Raw genomic sequence first — 20,290 nt, forward strand, 5'->3', positions numbered from 1 at the left:
AGACGCACTAGGGAGGAATACCATGGAAGCGTTAAATTCAATCGTAGGAGCCATCAATGGCGTCGTGTGGGGGCCGCTGATGCTGGTCCTCATTCTTGGCGTTGGCTTCTTCCTGCAGGTCGGGCTGAAATTCATGCCGATCCTGCGCATTGGCACGGGCTTCAGCCTGTTGTTCAAAGGCCGGGAAGGTCAGGGCGAAGGGCAGATCAGCCCGTTCAATGCGCTGATGACCTCACTGTCGGCGACCATCGGTACAGGTAACATCGCTGGTGTGGCCACTGCTGTCTTCCTGGGCGGTCCAGGCGCCCTGTTCTGGATGTGGATGACCGCCCTGGTGGGCATGGCCACCAAATATGCCGAGGCCGTCTGCGCCGTGAAATACCGTGAAAAGGACGAGCTGGGCAATTATGTCGGCGGTCCAATGTACTACATAAAGAACGGCCTGGGCGCGAAATGGGCCTGGCTGGGCGTTGCATTTGCCTTGTTTGGCGCTGTTGCGGCCTTTGGCATCGGCAACGGTGTGCAGGCAAACGGCGTGGCGCAGGTTCTGGAAGCCAACTTTGGCCTGAACACCTCGGTCACCGGTATTGTCCTGATGGTCCTGACCGCAGCCGTAATTTTGGGCGGTATCACCCGCATCGGCGCGGTTGCCGGTAAGCTGGTTCCGTTCATGGCCATCGTCTATATCATCGCTGGCCTGCTGGTTCTGTTGATCAACATCGGCAACATCGGCTCTGCCCTGTCGCTGGTCTTCACCCACGCCTTCACCCCGTCCGCTGCCGAAGGCGGCTTTGCCGGTGCTGCCGTTTGGGCCGCGATCCGCTTTGGTGTGGCCCGCGGTGTGTTCTCGAACGAAGCTGGTCTGGGCTCTGCCCCGATCGCACACGCCGCAGCCGAGACCAAAGGTCCGGTCAACCAGGGCCTGATCGCGATGCTGGGTACCTTCATCGACACCATCATCGTCTGCTCGATCACCGGTCTGGCGATCATCGCGTCGGGTGCCTGGACATCGGGTGAATCCGGTGCGGCGCTAACCTCGGCTGCGTTCGAATTGTCGCTGCCGGGCATTGGTGGGTATCTGATCGCCATCGCTCTGTCGATCTTTGCCTTCACCACTATCCTAGGCTGGTCGTTCTACGGCGAGAAATGTGTCGAGTTCCTTCTGGGCGTCAAATCACTGTTGCCCTACCGCGTCCTGTGGATTGTCATGATCTACTTTGGCGCAACTGCAGATCTGGGCTTCATCTGGCTGCTGGCAGATACGCTGAACGCGATGATGGCCATCCCGAACCTGATCGCCCTGGCCCTGCTGAGCCCGATCGTCTTCAAACTGACGAAAGAGTTCTTCGCCTCAGGCGGCAAGTCCGAAGAGCCGGACGCAACAGCTGCCGAATAGGTTCGCCCCGACCAAAACGGGGGGCCAACCCGGCCCCCCGCCTTTGAAACAGAATTCCATATCTCGAGGAGAGACGTGATGGCCACGAAAATCCTGCTGCCCATTGATCATACCGACGACCGTTCCTGGAAACAGGCTCTGCCGGTTGCGTTGGAACAGGCGAAATTCTACGGCGCCGAGCTGCACGCGGTTGCCGTCATCCCCGAGATTATCCAACTGCCAAACCTGCCTGCGAACTATGGCGCCGGAGCCAAGGATCATGTCCGCAACGCGGTTCAGGCCATTCTGGATCACGCTGATGCCTCCGATGTGGCGATCCATATCGAAGAAGGCAGCGTTTACCGTGAAATCCTGAAACTCGCCTACAAAGAGGGGTTTGACCTGATCATCATGGCCTCCACCAAGGGCGACTTCCCGATCTATGAAATTGGCCCGAACCTGGCCCGAGTCGTGCGCAATGCACATTGCAACGTCATGGTCGTTCGCGATCAGTGCCGCTAATCGAAAGGTTGGAATTATGTCTGAACTAAAACGCACCCCTTTGTACTCTTTGCATGTTGAGTTGGGAGGTAAGCTGGTTGATTTTGCGGGTTGGGAGATGCCTGTTCAGTATCCGTTGGGGATCATGGGGGAGCATAAGCAGTGTCGTGAGAAGGCGGCTGTGTTTGATGTGTCTCATATGGGTCAGGTGATTTTGCGCGGTGAGAATGTGGGCGAGAAGCTGGAAGCTTTGTGCCCGCAGGCTTATGCGACGCTGAAGGAAGGCAAGGCGCGGTACGGGTTCTTTACGAATGAGGACGGCGGGATCATGGATGACCTGATCGTGTCGAATGCGGGCGATCATTACTTTGTGGTGGTAAACGCGGCGCTGCGCCATCAGGATATTCCGCATATGAAAGCGAACCTGGACGGCGTTGAAGTGACCGAGATCTTCGACCGGGCGCTGGTTGCGGTGCAGGGTCCCAAAGCCGAAGACGTGGTGGGCGCGCTCTGCCCCGCGGCGCGGGATCTGAAGTTCATGGAAACCACCGTGGCGGATATCAACGGCGTAGACTGCCGTATCTCGCGCCTGGGCTATACCGGCGAGGACGGGTATGAGATTTCGATCCCCGAAGATAAGGCGATCGAGATCACCCGCGCCTTCCTGGCGCATGAGGAGTGCGAACCTGCGGGTCTGGGCGCACGCGACAGCCTGCGGCTGGAGGCCGGGCTGTGCCTCTATGGCAATGACATCGACCAGAGCACCTCGCCGATTGAAGCCAGCCTTGGCTGGGCCATTCAGAAACGCCGCAAGGAAGAGGGCGGCTTCCCGGGCGCGGATCGCGTGCAACGCGAACTGGCCGAGGGTGCCGCGCGCAAGCTGGTGGGCATCAAGCCCGATGGCCGCGCCCCGGCGCGTCAGGGTGTTGAGATCCAGTGCAGCAACGGCAACACCATCGGTCAGATCACCTCGGGCAGCTTTGGCCCCACGGTGGGTGGCCCGGTGGCGATGGGCTACGTGTCCGCAGGCCATGGTGAGCCGGGTGAAAAGGTCAATCTGATCATCCGGGGCAAGGCGCAACCGGCGCAGATCGTGGCGCTGCCCTTTGTCACACAGAATTACAAGCGTTGAAGCCAGGAGAGAGAGACATGGCAACCTATTATTCCGAAGAGCATGAATGGCTGATGGTCGAGGGCGACACCGCCACGCTGGGCATCACCAAACACGCGGCTGAACAGCTGGGCGAAGTGGTCTTTGTCGAGCAGCAGGAGGTGGGCGATGAGTTCGAGAAGGATGGCGAGATTGGCGTGATCGAATCCGTCAAAGCGGCGTCCGAGCTTTATGCGCCAGTTGATGGTGAGATCACCGAGGTCAACGAGGCGCTGGCCGACAATCCCGGCGCGCTGAACGACGACCCCGAGGGCGAGGCCTGGATTTACAAGATCAAGATCACAGACGCGTCGCAGCTTGAAGATCTGATGGACGAAGCGGGCTACAAAGCCTTCATCGGATAAACCCAAACGGCGGGTCCTTGCACGGATTCGCCCCTTCTTTCACCTGGAGCCGCTGATTTGGGGCTCCGCCCGTTCGGGCCTGAATCTGTCCACTGGACAGATTCCAAGACGGCCCTCACCCCACGCCGGAGGCATCCGCCACAGCGGCCGGGCGAGACATTCCTTGAGGAGCGCACACATGGCCTTCAAACTGACCGACTACGAAGCCTATGACTTCGCCAACCGCCGCCATATCGGGCCCAGCCCGACCGAGATGCGCGACATGCTCAAGGTGATCGGCTTCAAGACGCTGGACCAACTGATCGACGCCACGGTTCCGCCTGCGATCCGGCAGAAAGAGCCGCTGGACTGGGGACCGGCGATGACCGAGCGCGATGCGCTGTTCTACATGAAAGAGGTGGCGAGCAAGAACAAAGTTCTGACCTCGCTGATCGGTCAGGGCTATTACGGCACCACCACGCCTGCACCGATCCTGCGCAACATTCTGGAAAACCCGGCCTGGTACACCGCCTATACACCTTATCAGCCCGAGATCAGCCAGGGCCGTCTTGAGGCGCTGTTGAACTTCCAGACCATGGTCAGCGACCTGACCGGGCTGGACGTGGCCAACGCCTCGCTGCTGGACGAAGCCACCGCCGCTGCCGAAGCCATGGCCATGGCCAAGCGCGGCGGCCGGTCCAAGGCCAACAACGCGGCTTTCTTTGTCGACAAAAACTGCCACCCGCAGACCATCGCGGTCATTAAAACGCGCGCTGAGCCTCTGGGCATCGACGTGCAGGTGGCCGACCCGGACACGCTGGACGCAGGCGCGGTCTTTGGCGCGATCTTCCAATATCCCGGCACCCATGGTCACGTGCGCGACTTCACCAAGGAAATCGCGGCGCTGCACGAACATAAAGCCATCGCCATTGTCGCTGCCGACATCCTGTCGCTGGCGCTGCTGAAATCCCCCGGTGAGATGGGTGCGGATATCGCCATCGGCTCGACCCAGCGCTTTGGTGTGCCGATGGGCTATGGCGGCCCGCACGCCGCCTATATGGCAACCACCGACAAGCTGAAGCGCTCGATGCCCGGCCGGATCATCGGCGTCAGCATCGACAGCCGGGGCAACAAGGCGTACCGCCTGTCGCTGCAAACCCGCGAACAGCATATCCGGCGTGAGAAAGCCAACTCGAACGTCTGTACCGCGCAGGCGTTGCTGGCTGTCATTGCCTCAATGTATGCAGTCTATCATGGCCCCGACGGCATCAAGGCCATCGCGCAATCGGTGCACCGCAAGACCTCGCGCCTGGCCGCCGGTCTGGAAGAGGCAGGCTTTGCCGTTGAACCGGAAGTGTTCTTCGATACCATCACGGTTGAGGTCGGTCCCCTGCAGACAACAGTGATGGAGGCCGCCGTGGCGCGCGGTGTGAACCTGCGCAAGGTCGGCGAGACCAAGGTTGGCATCAGTCTGGACGAACAGACCCGGCCCGAGACCATCGAGGCCGTCTGGGGCGCCTTTGGCATCGACCGTCAGGATGACAGCTCGAATGTCGCTTATCGCCTGCCCGATTACGCGCTGCGCGAAAGCGCCTACCTGACCCATCCGATCTTCCACCAGAACCGGGCCGAGGCCGAGATCACCCGCTATATGCGCCGTCTGGCCGACCGCGACCTGGCGCTGGACCGGGCAATGATCCCGCTGGGGTCCTGCACCATGAAGCTGAACGCCACGATCGAGATGATCCCGGTTACCTGGCCCGAGTTCGGCAACCTGCACCCGTTCTGCCCCGAAGATCAGGCGCAGGGTTATCACGAGATGATTGCCGATCTGAACGACAAGCTGTGCCAGATCACCGGCTATGACGCGATCAGCCAACAGCCCAACTCGGGCGCGCAGGGGGAATATGCGGGTCTCTTGACCATCCGCAACTACCACTTCGCCCGCGGCGAAGGGCAGCGCAATGTCTGCCTGATCCCAACCTCGGCGCATGGCACCAACCCGGCCTCGGCCCAGATGGTGGGCTGGCAGGTGGTGCCGGTTCTGGCGGATGAGAATGGCAATATCGATCTGAACGACTTCCGCGCCAAGGCCGAGAAGCACTCCGATTATCTGGCCGCCTGCATGATCACCTATCCGTCCACCCATGGCGTGTTCGAGACCACCGTGCAGGAGGTCTGCCAGATCACCCATGACCATGGCGGTCAGGTCTATATCGACGGTGCCAACATGAACGCCATGGTGGGCCTGTCGCGTCCGGGTGACATTGGCGGTGACGTCAGCCACCTGAACCTGCACAAGACCTTCTGCATCCCCCATGGCGGCGGTGGCCCCGGCATGGGTCCGATCGGCGTCAAGGCGCATCTGACCGAGCATCTGCCCGGCCATCCGGAATATGGCACCGCCGTCGGTCCGGTCTCGGCCGCGCCCTTTGGGTCTCCGTCCATTCTGCCGGTCTCATGGGCCTATGTGCTGCTGATGGGTGGTGCGGGTCTGACGCAGGCGACCAAAGTGGCGATCCTGAACGCCAACTACATCGCCGCGCGTCTCAAGGATGCTTATCCCATCCTTTATACCTCCGAGACCGGTCGTGTGGCGCATGAATGCATCCTCGACACCCGCCCCTTGGACGCCGAGGCGCATGTCACCGTCGACGATGTGGCCAAGCGTCTGGTCGATTCAGGCTTCCATGCGCCGACCATGTCCTGGCCGGTGGCAGGCACCCTGATGGTCGAGCCCACGGAATCGGAACCCAAGGCCGAGCTGGACCGCTTCTGCGACGCCATGCTCTCGATCCGGGCTGAGGCACAGGACATCATCGACGGCACCATCGACGCGGACAACAACCCGCTGAAAAACGCCCCCCACACGGTGCGCGATCTGGTCGGTGACTGGGACCGGCCTTATAGCCGCGAACAGGCCTGCTTCCCCCCAGGCTCCATGGGCGTCGACAAATACTGGTCCCCCGTCAACCGCGTCGACAACGCATATGGCGACCGAAACCTCGTCTGCACATGCCCTCCAATGACCGAATACCAAGACGCCGCCGAATAAAAACACCCCCCAAGGGGGGGGTCCACCGGCAGCAGAGCGGCCCCCGCTCTCTGCCACCCAAAACAGAAGTGTCATGACATATGAAACATTACGTCCTGCGTAACGAACCCAAAAACAAGGCAAACGCCTTTGCGACGGTGTCTGAGCGCGTTCAGTATGTTGATGTCATTTTGCACCCGAATGCCTCCCGCGCATCGGCAGAGCTGGTGTTGGATTTCTACCGGGCTTTGAACGGTTTGATGGACCATCAGCGCTACGTTGTCACTTTGCGTGCCCTTGCCGAGGATAAGGTCGGCGGGCCTCTGTATTGGGCAGGGCGGACTGCTGTTATCTGGGGGGGTCTGGAGGAGAACTGGAATCTGGCTGGCGCGCAAAAACACTGGGCGACCCAGGTGCTGAACCTCGCGCCGCGGGTTGTGCTGGTTGGGGGCGCCGTGATGCTGCTGGCCCAGGCTAGCGGCTGTGACGGGCATGTCGCTGCGATACATTCCAGTTTTCAGTCGGCAGCGTCAGAGCGTGGTATAAGAAGTTGTGGTGCCTCAACGTATCTTTCACTCAACGGGCGATGGCATAGCGCAAACACCCGCATCAGCGCCCTGCGCCTGCTGACTGAGTTTGTGTCGAGGGATCATGGCGAACATCTTGCAGATGCGGTACGCAGATATGTCGGTCTGGAAGAGCCAAAACAGGCAATAGAGAGCCAGACCGCCAATCGGCTTGTTCGTAGATCTGGTGGGGACGAACTGGTCATCCTGACTCTGTCGACCATGTTGGAGCATATCGAGGAGCCTCTGAGTATCACTGACCTATCAAGGGCAGTGGGTGCCTCGACCCGTCAACTTCAGAGACGATACCTCTGTAAAACCGGCACCACGCTTCTGTACACGTATAAAGAGCTTCGGATAGAGAGAGCTATTGATCTGATGAGGCAGACCGACATGTCGTTGGTCGAAATAGCAGCTGCAACCGGGTTTTCCTCGCGTGCTGCCATGTCGCGCGCTTTGTTCGAACAGTGCGGATCGCGGCCTGAGGACATCAGGACCCGCCGTTATCTTGGATATGCTGCGGGTTCGTAGAACCAACTGCGGCCTTTATCTACACAGAAGATCGATGACATGATCGATTTCCGGATGGCGCGGGGACCGACGTGGACGTTCGATCACCAGGGCTTTGCCGGTTTTATGACTGTCCTCCGACACACGGCTGAGCTGCTGCGCATCCAGCGCCTGCGCAACAAGCGCAGCATGCCCCATCAGAACCCCCGCGCCTGATTTCGCCTCTTCGACCGCCAAGGCATAGAGCGAGTACCGAGGGCCGCGTGCCGGATCGCCGATATCGATGCCTGTGGCGTTTGACCACGCGGACCAATCACTTTCCCAGGTCTGATCGTGAAGCAAGGGTGCGGTTTTTAGATCAACATCCTTGGCCAGCTTTGGGGCGCAAACCGGAAAGATGATGTCTTCTTCGACGATGATCTGATCTGCGGTTTCGTCCGGCAGAGATATGAAGATCGACAAATCAAACAGATCTCTAGTCAGGCTCGGAGGGTTCTCCATCGCTGTTACGGATATGTTCAGATTGGGATGCAGGTTGCGCAATCGACCCAGACGCGAGGGCAACCAAAGCTGCGCGACCGATGGCAGTGCGGCAATGTGAACTTCGGGGTTGGGTGCCAGGTTGCGCAGGTTTTGGGTTGCTGCGGCCAGCAGATCGAAGGCCTGTGTGAAATCCTCGGTCAACAAACGACCAGCGGCAGACAATGAAACACCTTGTGCGCCGCGCTCAAACAGGCTGGTGCCGGACCAGGCTTCTACAGCTTTGACATGCTGCGACACCGCACCGGCGGTGACACCCAGTTCCTCGGCTGCTGCAACAAAACTGCCCAGACGTGCCGCAGCCTCGAAGGCGCGCAATGCGTTCAGGGGCGGCCCCTTGGGTCGGCGGGGAAGAACTGCCATTCATTAGCCTTAGTTTTCCTAGGGCAAGAAATAGCAGAACTGATTTGCATTGTCATGCAGACCGTCCATTCTGAAGCCAAGCAAGGAGTGTGCAGCAATGACAATCGACTTAAGACCCTGGGTTCCGGACGCCAGCGAAGCGCTTGTACAGCAGATCGCGACAGCCACTGCCGGCAGTGCGTCGGGCGCATTGCTGGACCGGATCGATGATCTGGCGAACCGCAATCGCGAGATCCACGAGAAAGAGTGTTTTAACCTCAACCCCGCCACAAATGTCATGAACCCGAGGGCCGAGGCGCTGTTGGCCTCGGGTATCGGGTCGCGCCCTTCGCTTGGATATCCGGGTGACAAGTATGAGATGGGCCTTGAGGCCATCGAAGAGATCGAGGTGATCGCCACTCAGCTTTGTGCAGAGGTTTTCGACGCACGTTTCGCGGAGATCCGCGTGCCGTCGGGCGCGATCGCAAACCTTTACGGCTTTATGGCCACGTGCAAGCCGGGCGATACGATCATCGCACCCCCTGCGTCGATTGGCGGTCATGTCACGCATCATCTGGCGGGCTGTGCGGGTCTGTTCGGGCTGCGCACAGTTGAGGCACCAACTGATGCAGATGGATACACCATCGATCTGGATCAACTGCACACCATGGCGAAACGCGAACGACCCAAACTGATCACGGTTGGGGGTAGCCTCAACCTGTTCGAACATCCGGTGAAAGAGATCCGCGCCATCGCCGATGAGGTTGGTGCCAAAGTGATGTTCGACGCCGCACATCAGTGCGGGATCATCGCAGGCAAGGCGTGGCGAGACCCGCTGGCTGAAGGCGCGCATCTGATGACAATGAGCACCTACAAAAGCCTTGGCGGCCCTGCCGGTGGGTTGATTGTTACCAATGAGGCTGATCTGGCCGAGCGTCTGGACGCAATCGCGTTCCCCGGAATGACAGCCAATTTCGACGCGGCGAAGTCTGCTGCGCTTGCGGTCACTATGCTGGATTGGCGCGATTTCGGGGCCGACTATGCGACACAGATGATCGCAATGGCACAAGCGCTTGCCGAGCGTCTGAATGACAATGGCGTACCTGTCTTTGCTGGCCGAGAGGGTTTCACCTGCTCCCACCAGTTTGCTGTTTTGGCTAAGGCGCTTGGTGGCGGGCAAGCCGCCTCCAAAACCCTGCGACAGGCGGGCTTTCTGGCTTGTGGCATCGGCCTTCCAGCGCCGGCAGTGCAGGGCGACATGAACGGCTTACGCATAGGCACCCCGGAACTGGTAAGATGGGGCATGACAACGGATCATGCAGACAGGCTGGCCACACTGATCGCGCGCGGCTTGGCGGGCGAAGACGTTGGTGCCGAGGTCAGCGACTGGCGGCAAAGCTTTGACAGCCTATCCTTTGTTCATATTTGACCTTCGACGTTTGAGTTGCGGATCGGACAAACATGATTTCACTGCCACGTCATATATCGTTGGTCCAAAGCCCAAAAATTTCTAACTCAATGGCGGGGGTGCGGACGAAGCTGCCATTTACTTTAGCTGCATCAACGTCAGCTTCCTTTGATTGAAGCGTTGACAGGTCACCATTACTGGTTGATGAAATAGGTCCTCTTTTTCTAAACACGCCAACTACGGCGCTTCATCATGAACAATTTAGAACTACTTGCCTCGTTTCAGGCAGAAGAACATGCCCTCAGTCAGGCTTTTTCAAATCATGACTTGAACAGAGAAAGCTCTTATCTAGGGCTCTCGGCAGAATTTTCGGACCTTTTTCGTGATGTTCTCAAGTTTCCTGACGACGAACTTTGCGAGAAACTTCGAGAGCACATAGCCTCGGGTGCAGACGTTGATGCTACTCCGCGCGGCTATGGCGTTACACCATTTGGCCGGTGTTTTGCGGACGGCAAGATGGCATCAATGCGTTTGCTGATACGCTCTGGCGCAAAAACAGGATGGACACCAGATCAGGTTTCTCTCGCTCTCGGCGATGTGCCTGCATCGCCTCAAACGAAAGACCTTGATCCTTTCTGGTTTGCTTGCCGCGTCGGGAACATCGCCGCTGCACGGGAGTACGTTTCTAAGTTCAACGCTGGTCGCAACAAGGATTCAGGCGCAGTTATCGCAGCGGTTAGAGCGCGTGCGTCGGACGTCGTGAAGTGGCTCATGGATTTGGGCTTTGATCCCAATGCCATCGATGACATCGAATGGGGTGCACTTGAGCGGGCTGTCGACAATGACGATTTGGCCACAGCCGAAGCGTTGCTCGCTGCGGGTGCAGCCCCGTTCGGATCACCCGCGAAGTCCTATACATCGCCAGTAGCAAACGCGACTTCGGACCCAATGCGCAGGCTATTCGTGGCTTATGGGGTAAATCCAGCCGAATTTGAGTACGGACCTTCGCTCGAAGACCCAGAACTTTCGAGCTTGCCAGAAATAAAACTCACGCAATCAGTATTTGAGGCAAATCGCACCCGGCGAGTTGGTCAGTCGAATCCTGAGAGATTATTGCCTGCTTTTTGGAGCGAACAAATGCGCATCGGTGGGTATGGCGCACCCAAATCGCTGATATGCGCACCTGACCGGAACAATCCAGTTTGGACGTTCTCCCGCTTTGGACGCAGCGCAACCGTGTTGCCGGACGGTCGGCTGGTGTTTGTCGCTGGCGAGCATGAAGACCACTACGATGACGATTTTTGCATTTACGCGGATGTCACGGTTCTAGGCACGGACGGTAGTGTTGATCATTTCGTTTACCCAGAAGACGTTTTTCCACCCACAGATTTTCACTCGGCGACTCTGGTTGGAGATCAAATTTGGTTAATTGGTTCGCTCGGATACCCCGAAAACCGCAGGAAAGGACAAACGCAAGTTCTTCGCCTAAACACAATCAATTTTTCAATTACTCCCATGCAGACGAGCGGTTCGGGACCGGGTTGGATACACCGTCACAGGGCCGTTTTGACAGAGGGTGGAATTCTTGTCATTGGGGGCAAAATCGAACCCGGATATGAAGACAATGACTCAACGTTCCTGCTTAATCTAGAAACGTTAAATTGGAGTGAAGTCTCCAATAGCGGCCATTTGTAATCATTGCAGTATCCGTTGGAATGGGCTCAGAGCGGACTTTCTTGTCGTTTATCGCGCCGACCTGCAGTTCGCTGCTAACTTCATTGCAAACGAACATTCGATCTTTTGGGGTCTTCTGATGTAGAACGTTAGTCTTGCCCTGATCTGACTATGACGGTTGGGTCAGGGTCGTATGACGTTCAATGAATTGGTTGTGCGGCAAACGTAGAGTTGAGTTACCTTTGCGACGTCGGCGTGTCGGCAGTCTCTGGTTTATCCCAAGTGATCAGACTCGCCGCTTCGGCGCCGCCAGGGCTGACCGTCATAGGCGTTGCAAATCCCGGGATGATCTCGACGTCATAGAGTTCCGTTATCGCGCCATCGATGCGGAACCAGTCGACACAGGTGCCGGTGGCAAGGTCGATGATCTGCAGGCCACACCACGCGTCGCTGTCTGCGGCGTCCAGCCGATCTGCCAATGGCAGCCCTTCGAACCGCTTGTAGCGCGGCTTGGACAGACCGACGAAAGCATATCCTTTGTATAGTCGCAGCCCGCGCAGGAACCCCGGGCAAAATACAATCGGTTTGAACTGACCCGGATCACCCCCTTCCAGCCCATCCACATAGCCTAGCTCACCGGTGCCAGAGTTCAGAAGCCAGAGCTTGCCATTGTACCAGCGCGGCGAATGCGGCATCGACAGGCCCTTGCACACAACTTGGTTGTTCTGGACGTCAATGGCGACGCCTCCGTCAACGCGGCGATCTCTCCACCCGTCAATCGTGTTGGATTGGGATACGGCAGTGACATAGGCGGGCTGGCCGTCGCGCATGGCCATCCCGTTCAGATGGCACCGGTCCTCATCCACGATCTGAGTAATCGACGGCGGGGTCCACACAGGTACGAAGCTGTGGCGCTTGGACAGGGTCGATAGGCAGTTGAAACGGGTGTTCACAAAGACGGGGGCGCCATCTGCATCCAGCCCGATATCGTGAACATCCAACTCACCAACACTATGTATAAGCCGTGGCATAAAACAGGCATCGAAGACGTTATTGATGCGCTCATGCGGGGCGAGAATGTTCTGGAACCTCAGAATTTCGGCGCCCCCGGCCAGCGTCAGCCCACCTTGGCCATCATAATGGAGCCCCATGGGTTTTGGCATGGCCGACTGATGCACATGCAACGATCCGTCGGAACCCCGACCCAGATGGTACAGCAGCCCGGATTGGTAGGAGGAAAGCGCAAGCGAGCAGTCCAATCGCGCCAACCGATCCACTAAACCCCGGGACTGGCTATATTCAACGGCGTCCTGTTGGTTTTGTTCGGAGGCTGTGTTCGTCATGGGGTTACTCGGGGCCTTTTGTTTGAGCCGATGTGGTCGGAGGGAAGTATCAACCGCAATATGCCCTTCTGATTTCTAAACGCACACCTGACGAATGCAACAAAACCAATCCTAAGTTGCGGATAATGCTCCGTCGCGCCTCTGCAATTTCAGCAGAAAATATCTAATGATCTTCAGACGGGATCCTGAACAATATCAAATCTCAGCACTAGGTCCTGCCGGGAATGGAAAGCTGAGACCATGAGCGCGGATTTTCAGACCAGATGAGGTGGGCTGATGGGCAGAGAGAGTTACCGCAGTTCCATGTCTTCAGGCCAGTTCATCTCAAGATCCAACTGCACCGTTTCTGCCTGACCTGGGGCAAGCTCCATCTCCCAGGCCAGAATACCGCGCTGGTTGTCGACATTTTCATCCGTCGGACGGGGCTGGGCCGTCCACGAGATTTGCAGATCGTCCTGTTCCGAATATGGAACACGGTCCAGCAGGCGTAGGGGCCAGGGCTGATCGGTCAGGTTCTCAACAATGATCTCAGCCCGTTCGATATGTTGGTTTGAGCGTGTGATAATCCCTGCATCGCCGCTGCTACGGCTTAGGATGTGCCGCGAAAGCGTCAGGCCCTGGATCGGCCCAAAACCCATATGAACCTCTTCCCGAGGGCCGATTTCCGGGGACTCTCCGGCGGCGACCAGAACATCATCCACAAACCACCGAGAGGCAACTGAACTGAGCAGCCTTTGATCGAACGGATTGATGAAACCGGCGGTACGATAAGCCGTTTTGTCGCGCCAGGGCACGCCGAGCGCAAAGATTTTCGCAGGCTGACTGGTCGAATCCAGCGCAATCTGGGTGATTTCGTCACCGGTCGAAACCGAGACCGGCGAGGGCAGAGTATAGGTAACGCCCGTGCCATCGACTGTAGAAGTGAGGGACAGGCCACTGCCGGTTTCCTCCACGATGACGGGTGCTTCGACGACCGGCTCTGCAAGGCTGGCAAAACTGCCCCTGTCGGACTGTGCTTGCCGTTTCTCTTGGATCATCCGCCGCCAGGGCGGCAGCCACGATGCCGCGTTCTGACCCGTGGGCGCTATGGTCGACACGTGAAGTACGATGTCGCGCCAATTCTCGCCCGTATCTTGTGTAATGAGGACATTTCGGTCGATCCGCACTGTCGGAGCAGTGCCCGTCGTCAGGTGAAACTCGTACCCCGGCGACCACTCGGCGGTATACGAGTCGATGTAAGAAACGGTCAGCCGACCTTCTACCGCTGTGTCGGTGACGACATCAATGGCGACATAAAGATGATCATCGGTTTCGGGGATCAGCGCGTTGAGGTCGGCCTGTGCAATCCCTAAGTCTTCCTCAAGCTGTTCAAGCTGGCGCGCGATCTCGCGGGCTTCGATTTCTGCGGCCTGAACATCCTGCTCGGCTTTCAGGGTTTCTTGAGCGATCATGCGTGTGATCTCGCGCAGCGTTTTGGGGTCGGATGCCAAGCCTTCGTTGTCGCCCAGCTGGCCCAGAAACGACAACGATTGCTGCGCGGCGTCGGCCCTCAGAAGCGCTGTTCTTGCGGCGTCCTCAACCAAGGTGATCTGATCTTCGATGGCCTGAATTCGGTCTTCTGCTTGCAGCACGGCATCGGTTTTGTGATCTTGTATCGGTACGTTTTCGTACCGGCGGATCAGCGCGGTCTGTTCAAGACCTTCAGTATGGACCTGAATTGTCAGCAGTTGGCTGCCATCATTTGCGGGAATCCCCTGCAAGACCAAGCGATGGTTGCCCGCCGGGATATCGTAAGTGCCCGACCGGAAAATCTCGGCCCCCTCGGGGTAAACCGTGACCTCACTCACCACGGTGTTGATTGGGAATGTTTCAGCCAGAAGCACAGAAGGCATAAATGCCAGCAGGTATATCAGGGGTCTCATAATAGCTCGCAGAAAATTGGATGGGTCTCTCCGCAAGCTTGCAGGAGCAGCCGATTTCCTCAAGCGCAAAGAAAAAGGGTCGCCCTTAAAGGCGACCCTTGTGGTTTTTGGGTTGAGTGCCGGTTTACCCTTTCTTCAGAACCTCACGGCCCAGAAGCTCGGCAATCTGAACTGCGTTCAGTGCGGCACCTTTGCGCAGGTTGTCCGAGACGCACCACAGGTTCAGGCCGTTCTCAATCGTCGAATCCTGACGGATGCGGCTGATGAACGTGGCGAAATCGCCGGCGCATTCGATGGGCGATACATAACCGCCATCTTCACGCTTATCGATCACCATGATGCCCGGGGCCTCGCGTAGGATGTCGCGGGCTTCGTCTTCGTCCAGGAATTCCTCGAACTCGATATTCACGGCCTCGGAATGGCCAACGAAAACCGGAACGCGAACGCAGGTAGCCGTAACCTTGATCGACGGGTCGACGATCTTTTTAGTTTCGACAACCATCTTCCACTCTTCCTTGGTCGAGCCGTCTTCCATGAAGACGTCGATCTGCGGAATGACGTTGAAGGCGATCTGCTTCTGGAACTTCTTCGGCTCAACCTCGGTCGTCGGGTTGTAGATGGCTTTGGTTTGATCCCAAAGCTCATCCATGCCCTCTTTACCGGCACCCGAAACCGACTGATAGGTCGACACAACAACACGCTTGATCTTGGCGCGGTCATGCAGCGGCTTCAGCGCGACAACCATCTGCGCGGTCGAGCAGTTGGGGTTGGCGATGATGTTCTTGTTTTTGTAGTCGTGAATCGCTTGCGGGTTACATTCCGGCACGATTAGCGGAATGTCCGGGTCATACCGATATAGCGACGAGTTATCGATCACCACACAACCGGCTGCGGCCGCTTTTGGGCCGTAGGTCTTGGTTGCGTCCGAGCCGATGGCAAACAGCGCCATGTCCCAGCCGGTGAAGTCGAATGTGTCGATGTCCTTAGTGGTCAGTGTCTTGTCGCCAAATGTCACCTCAGTCCCCAGCGAACGACGGCTTGCCAGAGCGGCAATTTCATCGATCGGGAACTGGCGTTCCGCCAGAATATTCAGCATTTCGCGGCCCACGTTACCTGTGGCGCCGGCGACAACGACGCGATAGCCCATTTCATGTCTCCAAAGTTAAGGACGCGCGTTCATAGCCGCGTTGCAGCAAAGAAAAAAGAGCTTTCGGATCGGTTTTCGACGAATGACGCGGATTTGAGGCGTTCGCCACGCCCTATTCGGTGTCCAGCAAAGACCGATAGACCTCTACGATGGCCTCAGCCTCACCCTCGATTCGAAAATTCCGCTCCACATGGGCACGGGCGGCTTGCCCTGCGGCGGCCAGTTGGGCCGGGTCGGACAGCATCTGATCCAGCGCTTCGGCCAATGCTGGGGCGTTGTCTTTTTCAACCAGCCGACCTGTTTCGCCATCTTTGATCTGAGCACTGAAAGCGCCCACGCCGTGACAGGCGATGGCCGGTACGCCCGAGGCCATCGCCTCAAGGGGCGTCAGGCCAAACCCTTCGTGGCGCGCAGGGGCGACGAACAGATCCAGGGCGCGGTAGGTCTCGACAATCTCTTCCCACGGGCGTTCACCCAGGAAATGCACGCGGTCGCCCAGGCCAGCGGCTTGCAGTTTCGCTTCTTGTTCGGCCTGAAACGCTTCGAACTCACTGGTGGCGCGACCGGTGAAGACGATGTGGGCGTCGGGGTGCTTGGGCAGTACGCTCAGCGTAGCATTGACCAGTAGGTCGACGCCTTTCTGTGGGCGAATACGCCCGAAACAGCCGATCAGCGTGCCACCGGGCAGGCCTAGCTTGTTGCGCAGCGCTTGTTTGTCTTCCGCAGGATGGAACAGTTCGGTGTTTACGCCATGCATGATGACGGTCGACGGGTGTTGGAGAAACGAGGCTGCCTGCGGGGTTGTTGCGATCAAAGCATCCATCTGTGCGATCAGTTTCTTGGTGAACCCGGAATGATCCCGCTGTGCTGCAGAGGTGAACAGCAGTTTCAGATTGCGCCGCAGAACCTTGCGCAGAAACAGACCCATCAGCATTTCCGTATTGCGCCGCGCGTGCCAGACCCGGCGGGTACGGTTCGACAGGAATGGTACCTTGATCAGGCGGATATGGGGTAGGTCATCCGGCAGGCCGGGACCGGTAGCGACGATCCCGATCATCTTTTTCTGGATCGGCAGCAGGCGGATGACCGTGGTGGTGACCCCGGACAGGCTGTGTTTCAGGTTGGGTGCGATCACCTCGATGTCCTGCACGGGCCGTCCCTCCGGTTTCTAATCAGTCCAGGCTGTCCCGGCTGAATAGATAGATCACGCAGCCAATGGCAAGGGTCACGGCGAAAAAGCCGAAGATTGCCAGATAGGGCGCGGTGGCTCCGGCGGCGACGTTGGCCGCGTGGATGCGTCCCGTCGCGAATTGTGCAATGCCGACGCCGCCGATTCCAAAAAGGTTCAGCAAGGTGACCCCACGCCCAACCAGATGCGGCGGCACAAAGGCGCGGCCATGGGCCATGATAACCGGAAAGCTAGCCCCCAGAAAACCAATGACTGCCAGCAGCAGGACCGAGACCCAGACCGCGCTGTTGATCCACAGACACAGCAGACCCAACGCTACGGCCGCCAGCGCATTGCCGCCGAAAATAACCCATTTCCGCGTGCCCAGAATGCGATCCAGCGGACCGTAGGCAAAGGTTCCCGCGATCATTGCGGACCCCATGATCAGCGTTGCAGTGCCGATCTGCGTGGTGCTGAGCCCAAAGACATCGTTCAGATAAGGACCGGCCCATAATCCACGCAGCGCGGCCGATGGCGCGTATGCCACCAGCATCAATGGAAGGATCAGCCACAAGGCGGGCTGTTTTAGGAGGTCCAGAACTGATCCTTTGTGTTCGGTTTCGACCTTTGCTGGGTCGCGCACGCTGATCCAGATACCAAGGGCGACAACTGCAGAAACCAAAGCCAGGCACAGCAGGGTGGCACGCCAGCCCAGCATTTCAGCCGCAAGAGCGGTTGGGTAGGAGGCGACCAGATTACCCACCGATCCCACGCCCAGCATCACTGCGGCAAGCGTGGCAAACCGGGCCGGGGGGTATTCGCGCGCAAAGATGAAATACGATGCCATCAGAACCGGAGAGCACCCAACCCCTATCAGCGCCATTGCGATGCTAACATGAGCGGCGGACGTGGCCAGGGCAAACACAATCGCCCCACCTGCGCCGCCTACCAGCAACAGCGCCGCTGCGGTCAGGCGCGGGCCGACCCGGTCCAGCGCCCAGCCGACCGGAATTTGCATGGCTGCAAAGACCAAAAACCAAAGGCCCGAGGCAAAGGCCAGATCTTCGGGCGTGGCACCGATGTCGCGTTCCAGATCAAGGCTGAGGACCGCAAGGAATGCGCGAAAGAACTGGCTGAGGACATAGGCCAGACACAGTACAACCAGCCCAGATTTCATCTAACGTCCCCTTCAAATCTTGCGATCACTCCTTGGCATGTTGTGGTAAAACGCACAAGCGCGTGTAGAATGTTGCAGGTAACAGACATTGATCACGTTTGAGCTATCTGACCATTCAATTCAATCTGAGGGGGACCATGAAAGACCTCCATTCTGCATTTTACGAAAACCTGCCGCTGCTGCGCGATTTTAATCAGCTGGCGGACCCGTCCTCGTTTGCGGCTGTCCCGGATGAGTGGGTTTTGGGCGTTGCCGATATCGTCGACTCGACCGGAGAGATTGCGCGCGGACGCTACAAGACCGTGAACATGGTGGGCGCGGCCGTGATCTCGGGCATGATCAACACGATGGATGGTAAGTTGTTCCCTTATGTCTTTGGTGGAGACGGTGCGGGGTTTGCCGTGCCGCCCAGTGCCGCCGATCAGGCCCGCCAGACGCTTGCCGCGCTACGGCGCTGGGCTGAGGAAGAGTTTTCAATGCCGCTGCGCGCGGCGTTGGTGCCCGTGGCAGAGCTGCGTCGGGCGGGCAAGGATTTGCGCGTGGCCCGGTATGCGCCATCGAACGGGGTGGACTATGCCATGTTCTCGGGTGGTGGTTTGGCCTGGGCCGAGGCACAGATGAAGGCCGGAGAGCATCAGGTGCCGCTGGCCGAGCCGGGCAGCCAGCCAGATCTGACCGGTCTGTCCTGTCGCTGGTCCAACAGCCCGGCGCAGCATGGGCGCATCGTTTCGGTTGTTGTGCAGCCCACGGCGCAGGCGACCGAGCGTGACTTTGCCGATCTGGCGCAATCGGTCTTGCGTGCCTCGGACGGGTTGGACCGCGCGGGTCACCCGGTGCCTGAGAACGGACCACCCATGACATGGCCACCACCGGGTGTTGATTTGGATGCGCATGTATCGCGAACCGGTCGCAATCTGTTGCTGCAAAAGCTGATGTTGCTGGGGCAGAACCTGCTGATTGCGATCCTGTTCTGGACCAATAAGCGTATGGGTCAGTTCGAGCCCGAGCATTATAAGCGGATGGTCAGCCGCAATGCCGATTTCCGCAAATTCGACGATGGGCTGAAGATGACGCTGGATTGCGATGATGCCACGCTGGCCCAGATCGAACATATGCTGGAAGAAGCGCGCGGTCGCGGCAAGATCAGATTTGGTCTGCATGCACAGGATGAGGCGATGATGACCTGCTTTGTGCCCGCCGCCACGCGGGATGATCACGTTCATTTCGTTGATGGTGCATCCGGCGGGTATGCGCAGGCGGCGGCTTTGATGCGGGGCTAGCCCTAGCCGGACTTCCATTGCGCCGACAGTGCGCGCGCAGCGTTGGCCAGAAGCATGACATCGATGCCAACCGCCAGGAACAGCGGAGCCATGTCCAGATAGGCTTGGGTTGCCTCATCATTGGTGCCCAGAATCCCCGGCGCTTTGCCTGCGGCCCTGATCCGTTTCATCGCGTCGGCGATGGTTGTGCGCACTTCGGGCGCGGCGCTGTTGCCCTGATGGCCCATATCGGTCGACAGATCAGCGGGCCCGATAAAGACTCCATCAATCCCGTCGACCTGTAGAATTTCGTCCAGTGCTGCCATTCCAGCGCGGTTTTCTACTTGCACCAATAGGCAGATTTCCTGATCGGCGGTCTGTATGTAGTCTTGGGTTGATCCATACATCGTCGCCCGCGCGGATGTTGCGCCAACGCCGCGTGCACCTTCGGGTGGATAACGGCAAGCACGGACCAGCTCTCGTGCCTGTTCCGCGCTTTCCACAATTGGCACCAGAATGGTCTGCGCGCCCGCATCCAGAACCATCTTGATCAGCCAGGTCTCACCCACCGGTACGCGGACGACGGGATGAGACGAGCTGTTGGCCAAAGCGATCAACTGATCCCGGATCGACCGGATATCATTGGGCGCGTGCTCTCCATCAATAACCAGCCAGTCGAACCCTGCGGTTCCCATGACCTCGGCAGTGGTGGGTTCGGCAAAACTCATCCAGCAGCCGATCTGTCGTTTGCCCTGTGCCAGAGCCTGCTTGAATGTGTTCTTTGGGGCGGGCATTCTGCTATGTCCTGTATGAGACTCTTGAGATTCTGC

16 protein-coding genes are annotated in these 20,290 nt (G+C 58.4%); 9 read left to right on the forward strand and 7 right to left on the reverse strand.

Annotated elements, in window-relative coordinates:
• Positions 1-22: 22 nt before the first annotated feature.
• From ABLN87_RS07120 to ABLN87_RS07145, 6 genes are all read left to right on the forward strand, one after another.
• Positions 23-1,396: an alanine/glycine:cation symporter family protein gene (locus ABLN87_RS07120; RefSeq protein WP_353008594.1), complete on the forward strand. Its 1,374-nt coding sequence runs from the start codon at positions 23-25 to the stop codon at positions 1,394-1,396.
• Between the two features lie 78 nt (positions 1,397-1,474).
• Complete coding sequence (locus ABLN87_RS07125; RefSeq protein ID WP_353008596.1) at positions 1,475-1,897, forward strand: universal stress protein; 423 nt, start codon at positions 1,475-1,477, stop codon at positions 1,895-1,897.
• A gap of 16 nt (positions 1,898-1,913) precedes the next feature.
• Positions 1,914-3,008: a glycine cleavage system aminomethyltransferase GcvT gene (gcvT, locus tag ABLN87_RS07130; RefSeq protein WP_353008597.1), complete on the forward strand. Its 1,095-nt coding sequence runs from the start codon at positions 1,914-1,916 to the stop codon at positions 3,006-3,008.
• Positions 3,009-3,025: 17 nt separating this feature from the next.
• Positions 3,026-3,391, forward strand: coding sequence for a glycine cleavage system protein GcvH (gene gcvH / locus ABLN87_RS07135; RefSeq protein ID WP_353008599.1), 366 nt, complete (start codon positions 3,026-3,028; stop codon positions 3,389-3,391).
• Between the two features lie 178 nt (positions 3,392-3,569).
• On the forward strand, positions 3,570-6,425 hold the full coding sequence (gene gcvP, locus ABLN87_RS07140; protein ID WP_353008600.1) for an aminomethyl-transferring glycine dehydrogenase: 2,856 nt from the start codon (positions 3,570-3,572) through the stop codon (positions 6,423-6,425).
• An 80-nt stretch (positions 6,426-6,505) separates the two neighbouring features.
• Positions 6,506-7,501: a helix-turn-helix domain-containing protein gene (locus ABLN87_RS07145; protein WP_353008601.1), complete on the forward strand. Its 996-nt coding sequence runs from the start codon at positions 6,506-6,508 to the stop codon at positions 7,499-7,501.
• 15 nt (positions 7,502-7,516) lie between these two features.
• On the opposite strand, the gene ABLN87_RS07150 is transcribed toward ABLN87_RS07145, so the two are convergent.
• Positions 7,517-8,383, reverse strand: a complete 867-nt coding sequence (locus tag ABLN87_RS07150; protein ID WP_353008602.1) for a LysR family transcriptional regulator — start codon at positions 8,381-8,383, stop codon at positions 7,517-7,519.
• Between the two features lie 97 nt (positions 8,384-8,480).
• Here ABLN87_RS07150 and glyA point away from each other — a divergent pair, with 97 nt between their 5' ends.
• A complete protein-coding gene (gene glyA, locus ABLN87_RS07155; protein ID WP_353008603.1) occupies positions 8,481-9,791 on the forward strand; it encodes a serine hydroxymethyltransferase in 1,311 nt (436 codons plus the stop codon).
• A 231-nt stretch (positions 9,792-10,022) separates the two neighbouring features.
• Positions 10,023-11,465 carry a hypothetical protein gene (locus tag ABLN87_RS07160; protein ID WP_353008604.1) on the forward strand — a complete coding sequence of 481 codons (1,443 nt, stop codon included), beginning with the start codon at positions 10,023-10,025 and terminating at the stop codon, positions 11,463-11,465.
• A 215-nt stretch (positions 11,466-11,680) separates the two neighbouring features.
• Here the strand turns inward: ABLN87_RS07160 and ABLN87_RS07165 are convergent, their stop codons facing one another.
• The 5 genes from ABLN87_RS07165 to ABLN87_RS07185 all read right to left on the reverse strand — a co-directional run bounded on the left by ABLN87_RS07165 (position 11,681) and on the right by ABLN87_RS07185 (position 18,201).
• Complete coding sequence (locus ABLN87_RS07165) at positions 11,681-12,787, reverse strand: TIGR03032 family protein (RefSeq protein WP_353008605.1); 1,107 nt, start codon at positions 12,785-12,787, stop codon at positions 11,681-11,683.
• A 290-nt stretch (positions 12,788-13,077) separates the two neighbouring features.
• The gene (locus ABLN87_RS07170) at positions 13,078-14,709 is read right to left on the reverse strand and encodes a DUF4139 domain-containing protein (protein WP_353008606.1); all 1,632 of its coding nucleotides are present in this window, start codon (positions 14,707-14,709) and stop codon (positions 13,078-13,080) included.
• A gap of 124 nt (positions 14,710-14,833) precedes the next feature.
• Complete coding sequence (locus ABLN87_RS07175; protein WP_353008608.1) at positions 14,834-15,856, reverse strand: aspartate-semialdehyde dehydrogenase; 1,023 nt, start codon at positions 15,854-15,856, stop codon at positions 14,834-14,836.
• 112 nt (positions 15,857-15,968) lie between these two features.
• The gene (locus tag ABLN87_RS07180; RefSeq protein WP_353008610.1) at positions 15,969-17,006 is read right to left on the reverse strand and encodes a glycosyltransferase family 4 protein; all 1,038 of its coding nucleotides are present in this window, start codon (positions 17,004-17,006) and stop codon (positions 15,969-15,971) included.
• Between the two features lie 22 nt (positions 17,007-17,028).
• Complete coding sequence (locus ABLN87_RS07185; protein WP_353008612.1) at positions 17,029-18,201, reverse strand: MFS transporter; 1,173 nt, start codon at positions 18,199-18,201, stop codon at positions 17,029-17,031.
• 137 nt (positions 18,202-18,338) lie between these two features.
• Between ABLN87_RS07185 and ABLN87_RS07190 the strand changes: the two genes are divergently transcribed.
• The gene (locus ABLN87_RS07190; protein WP_353008614.1) at positions 18,339-19,481 is read left to right on the forward strand and encodes a DUF3095 domain-containing protein; all 1,143 of its coding nucleotides are present in this window, start codon (positions 18,339-18,341) and stop codon (positions 19,479-19,481) included.
• Between the two features lie 2 nt (positions 19,482-19,483).
• Here the strand turns inward: ABLN87_RS07190 and ABLN87_RS07195 are convergent, their stop codons facing one another.
• Complete coding sequence (locus ABLN87_RS07195; protein WP_353008615.1) at positions 19,484-20,254, reverse strand: HpcH/HpaI aldolase/citrate lyase family protein; 771 nt, start codon at positions 20,252-20,254, stop codon at positions 19,484-19,486.
• Between the last annotated feature and the right edge of the window lie 36 nt (positions 20,255-20,290).

It is taken from the genome of Ruegeria sp. SCP10 (genome assembly GCF_040329495.1).
Classification (GTDB): domain Bacteria; phylum Pseudomonadota; class Alphaproteobacteria; order Rhodobacterales; family Rhodobacteraceae; genus Ruegeria.

What these genes read in the sequence shown, in the direction of transcription:
- ABLN87_RS07195 (WP_353008615.1), bottom strand. Translation starts at nt 20,254, where the DNA reads ATGCCCGCCCCAAAGAACACATTCAAGCAGGCTCTGGCACAGGGCAAA.
- ABLN87_RS07120 (WP_353008594.1), top strand. Translation starts at nt 23, where the DNA reads ATGGAAGCGTTAAATTCAATCGTAGGAGCCATCAATGGCGTCGTGTGG.
- ABLN87_RS07125 (WP_353008596.1), top strand. Translation starts at nt 1,475, where the DNA reads ATGGCCACGAAAATCCTGCTGCCCATTGATCATACCGACGACCGTTCC.
- gcvT (WP_353008597.1), top strand. Translation starts at nt 1,914, where the DNA reads ATGTCTGAACTAAAACGCACCCCTTTGTACTCTTTGCATGTTGAGTTG.
- ABLN87_RS07185 (WP_353008612.1), bottom strand. Translation starts at nt 18,201, where the DNA reads ATGAAATCTGGGCTGGTTGTACTGTGTCTGGCCTATGTCCTCAGCCAG.
- ABLN87_RS07175 (WP_353008608.1), bottom strand. Translation starts at nt 15,856, where the DNA reads ATGGGCTATCGCGTCGTTGTCGCCGGCGCCACAGGTAACGTGGGCCGC.
- ABLN87_RS07160 (WP_353008604.1), top strand. Translation starts at nt 10,023, where the DNA reads ATGAACAATTTAGAACTACTTGCCTCGTTTCAGGCAGAAGAACATGCC.
- gcvP (WP_353008600.1), top strand. Translation starts at nt 3,570, where the DNA reads ATGGCCTTCAAACTGACCGACTACGAAGCCTATGACTTCGCCAACCGC.
- ABLN87_RS07145 (WP_353008601.1), top strand. Translation starts at nt 6,506, where the DNA reads ATGAAACATTACGTCCTGCGTAACGAACCCAAAAACAAGGCAAACGCC.
- gcvH (WP_353008599.1), top strand. Translation starts at nt 3,026, where the DNA reads ATGGCAACCTATTATTCCGAAGAGCATGAATGGCTGATGGTCGAGGGC.
- ABLN87_RS07190 (WP_353008614.1), top strand. Translation starts at nt 18,339, where the DNA reads ATGAAAGACCTCCATTCTGCATTTTACGAAAACCTGCCGCTGCTGCGC.
- ABLN87_RS07150 (WP_353008602.1), bottom strand. Translation starts at nt 8,383, where the DNA reads ATGGCAGTTCTTCCCCGCCGACCCAAGGGGCCGCCCCTGAACGCATTG.
- ABLN87_RS07170 (WP_353008606.1), bottom strand. Translation starts at nt 14,709, where the DNA reads ATGAGACCCCTGATATACCTGCTGGCATTTATGCCTTCTGTGCTTCTG.
- glyA (WP_353008603.1), top strand. Translation starts at nt 8,481, where the DNA reads ATGACAATCGACTTAAGACCCTGGGTTCCGGACGCCAGCGAAGCGCTT.
- ABLN87_RS07165 (WP_353008605.1), bottom strand. Translation starts at nt 12,787, where the DNA reads ATGACGAACACAGCCTCCGAACAAAACCAACAGGACGCCGTTGAATAT.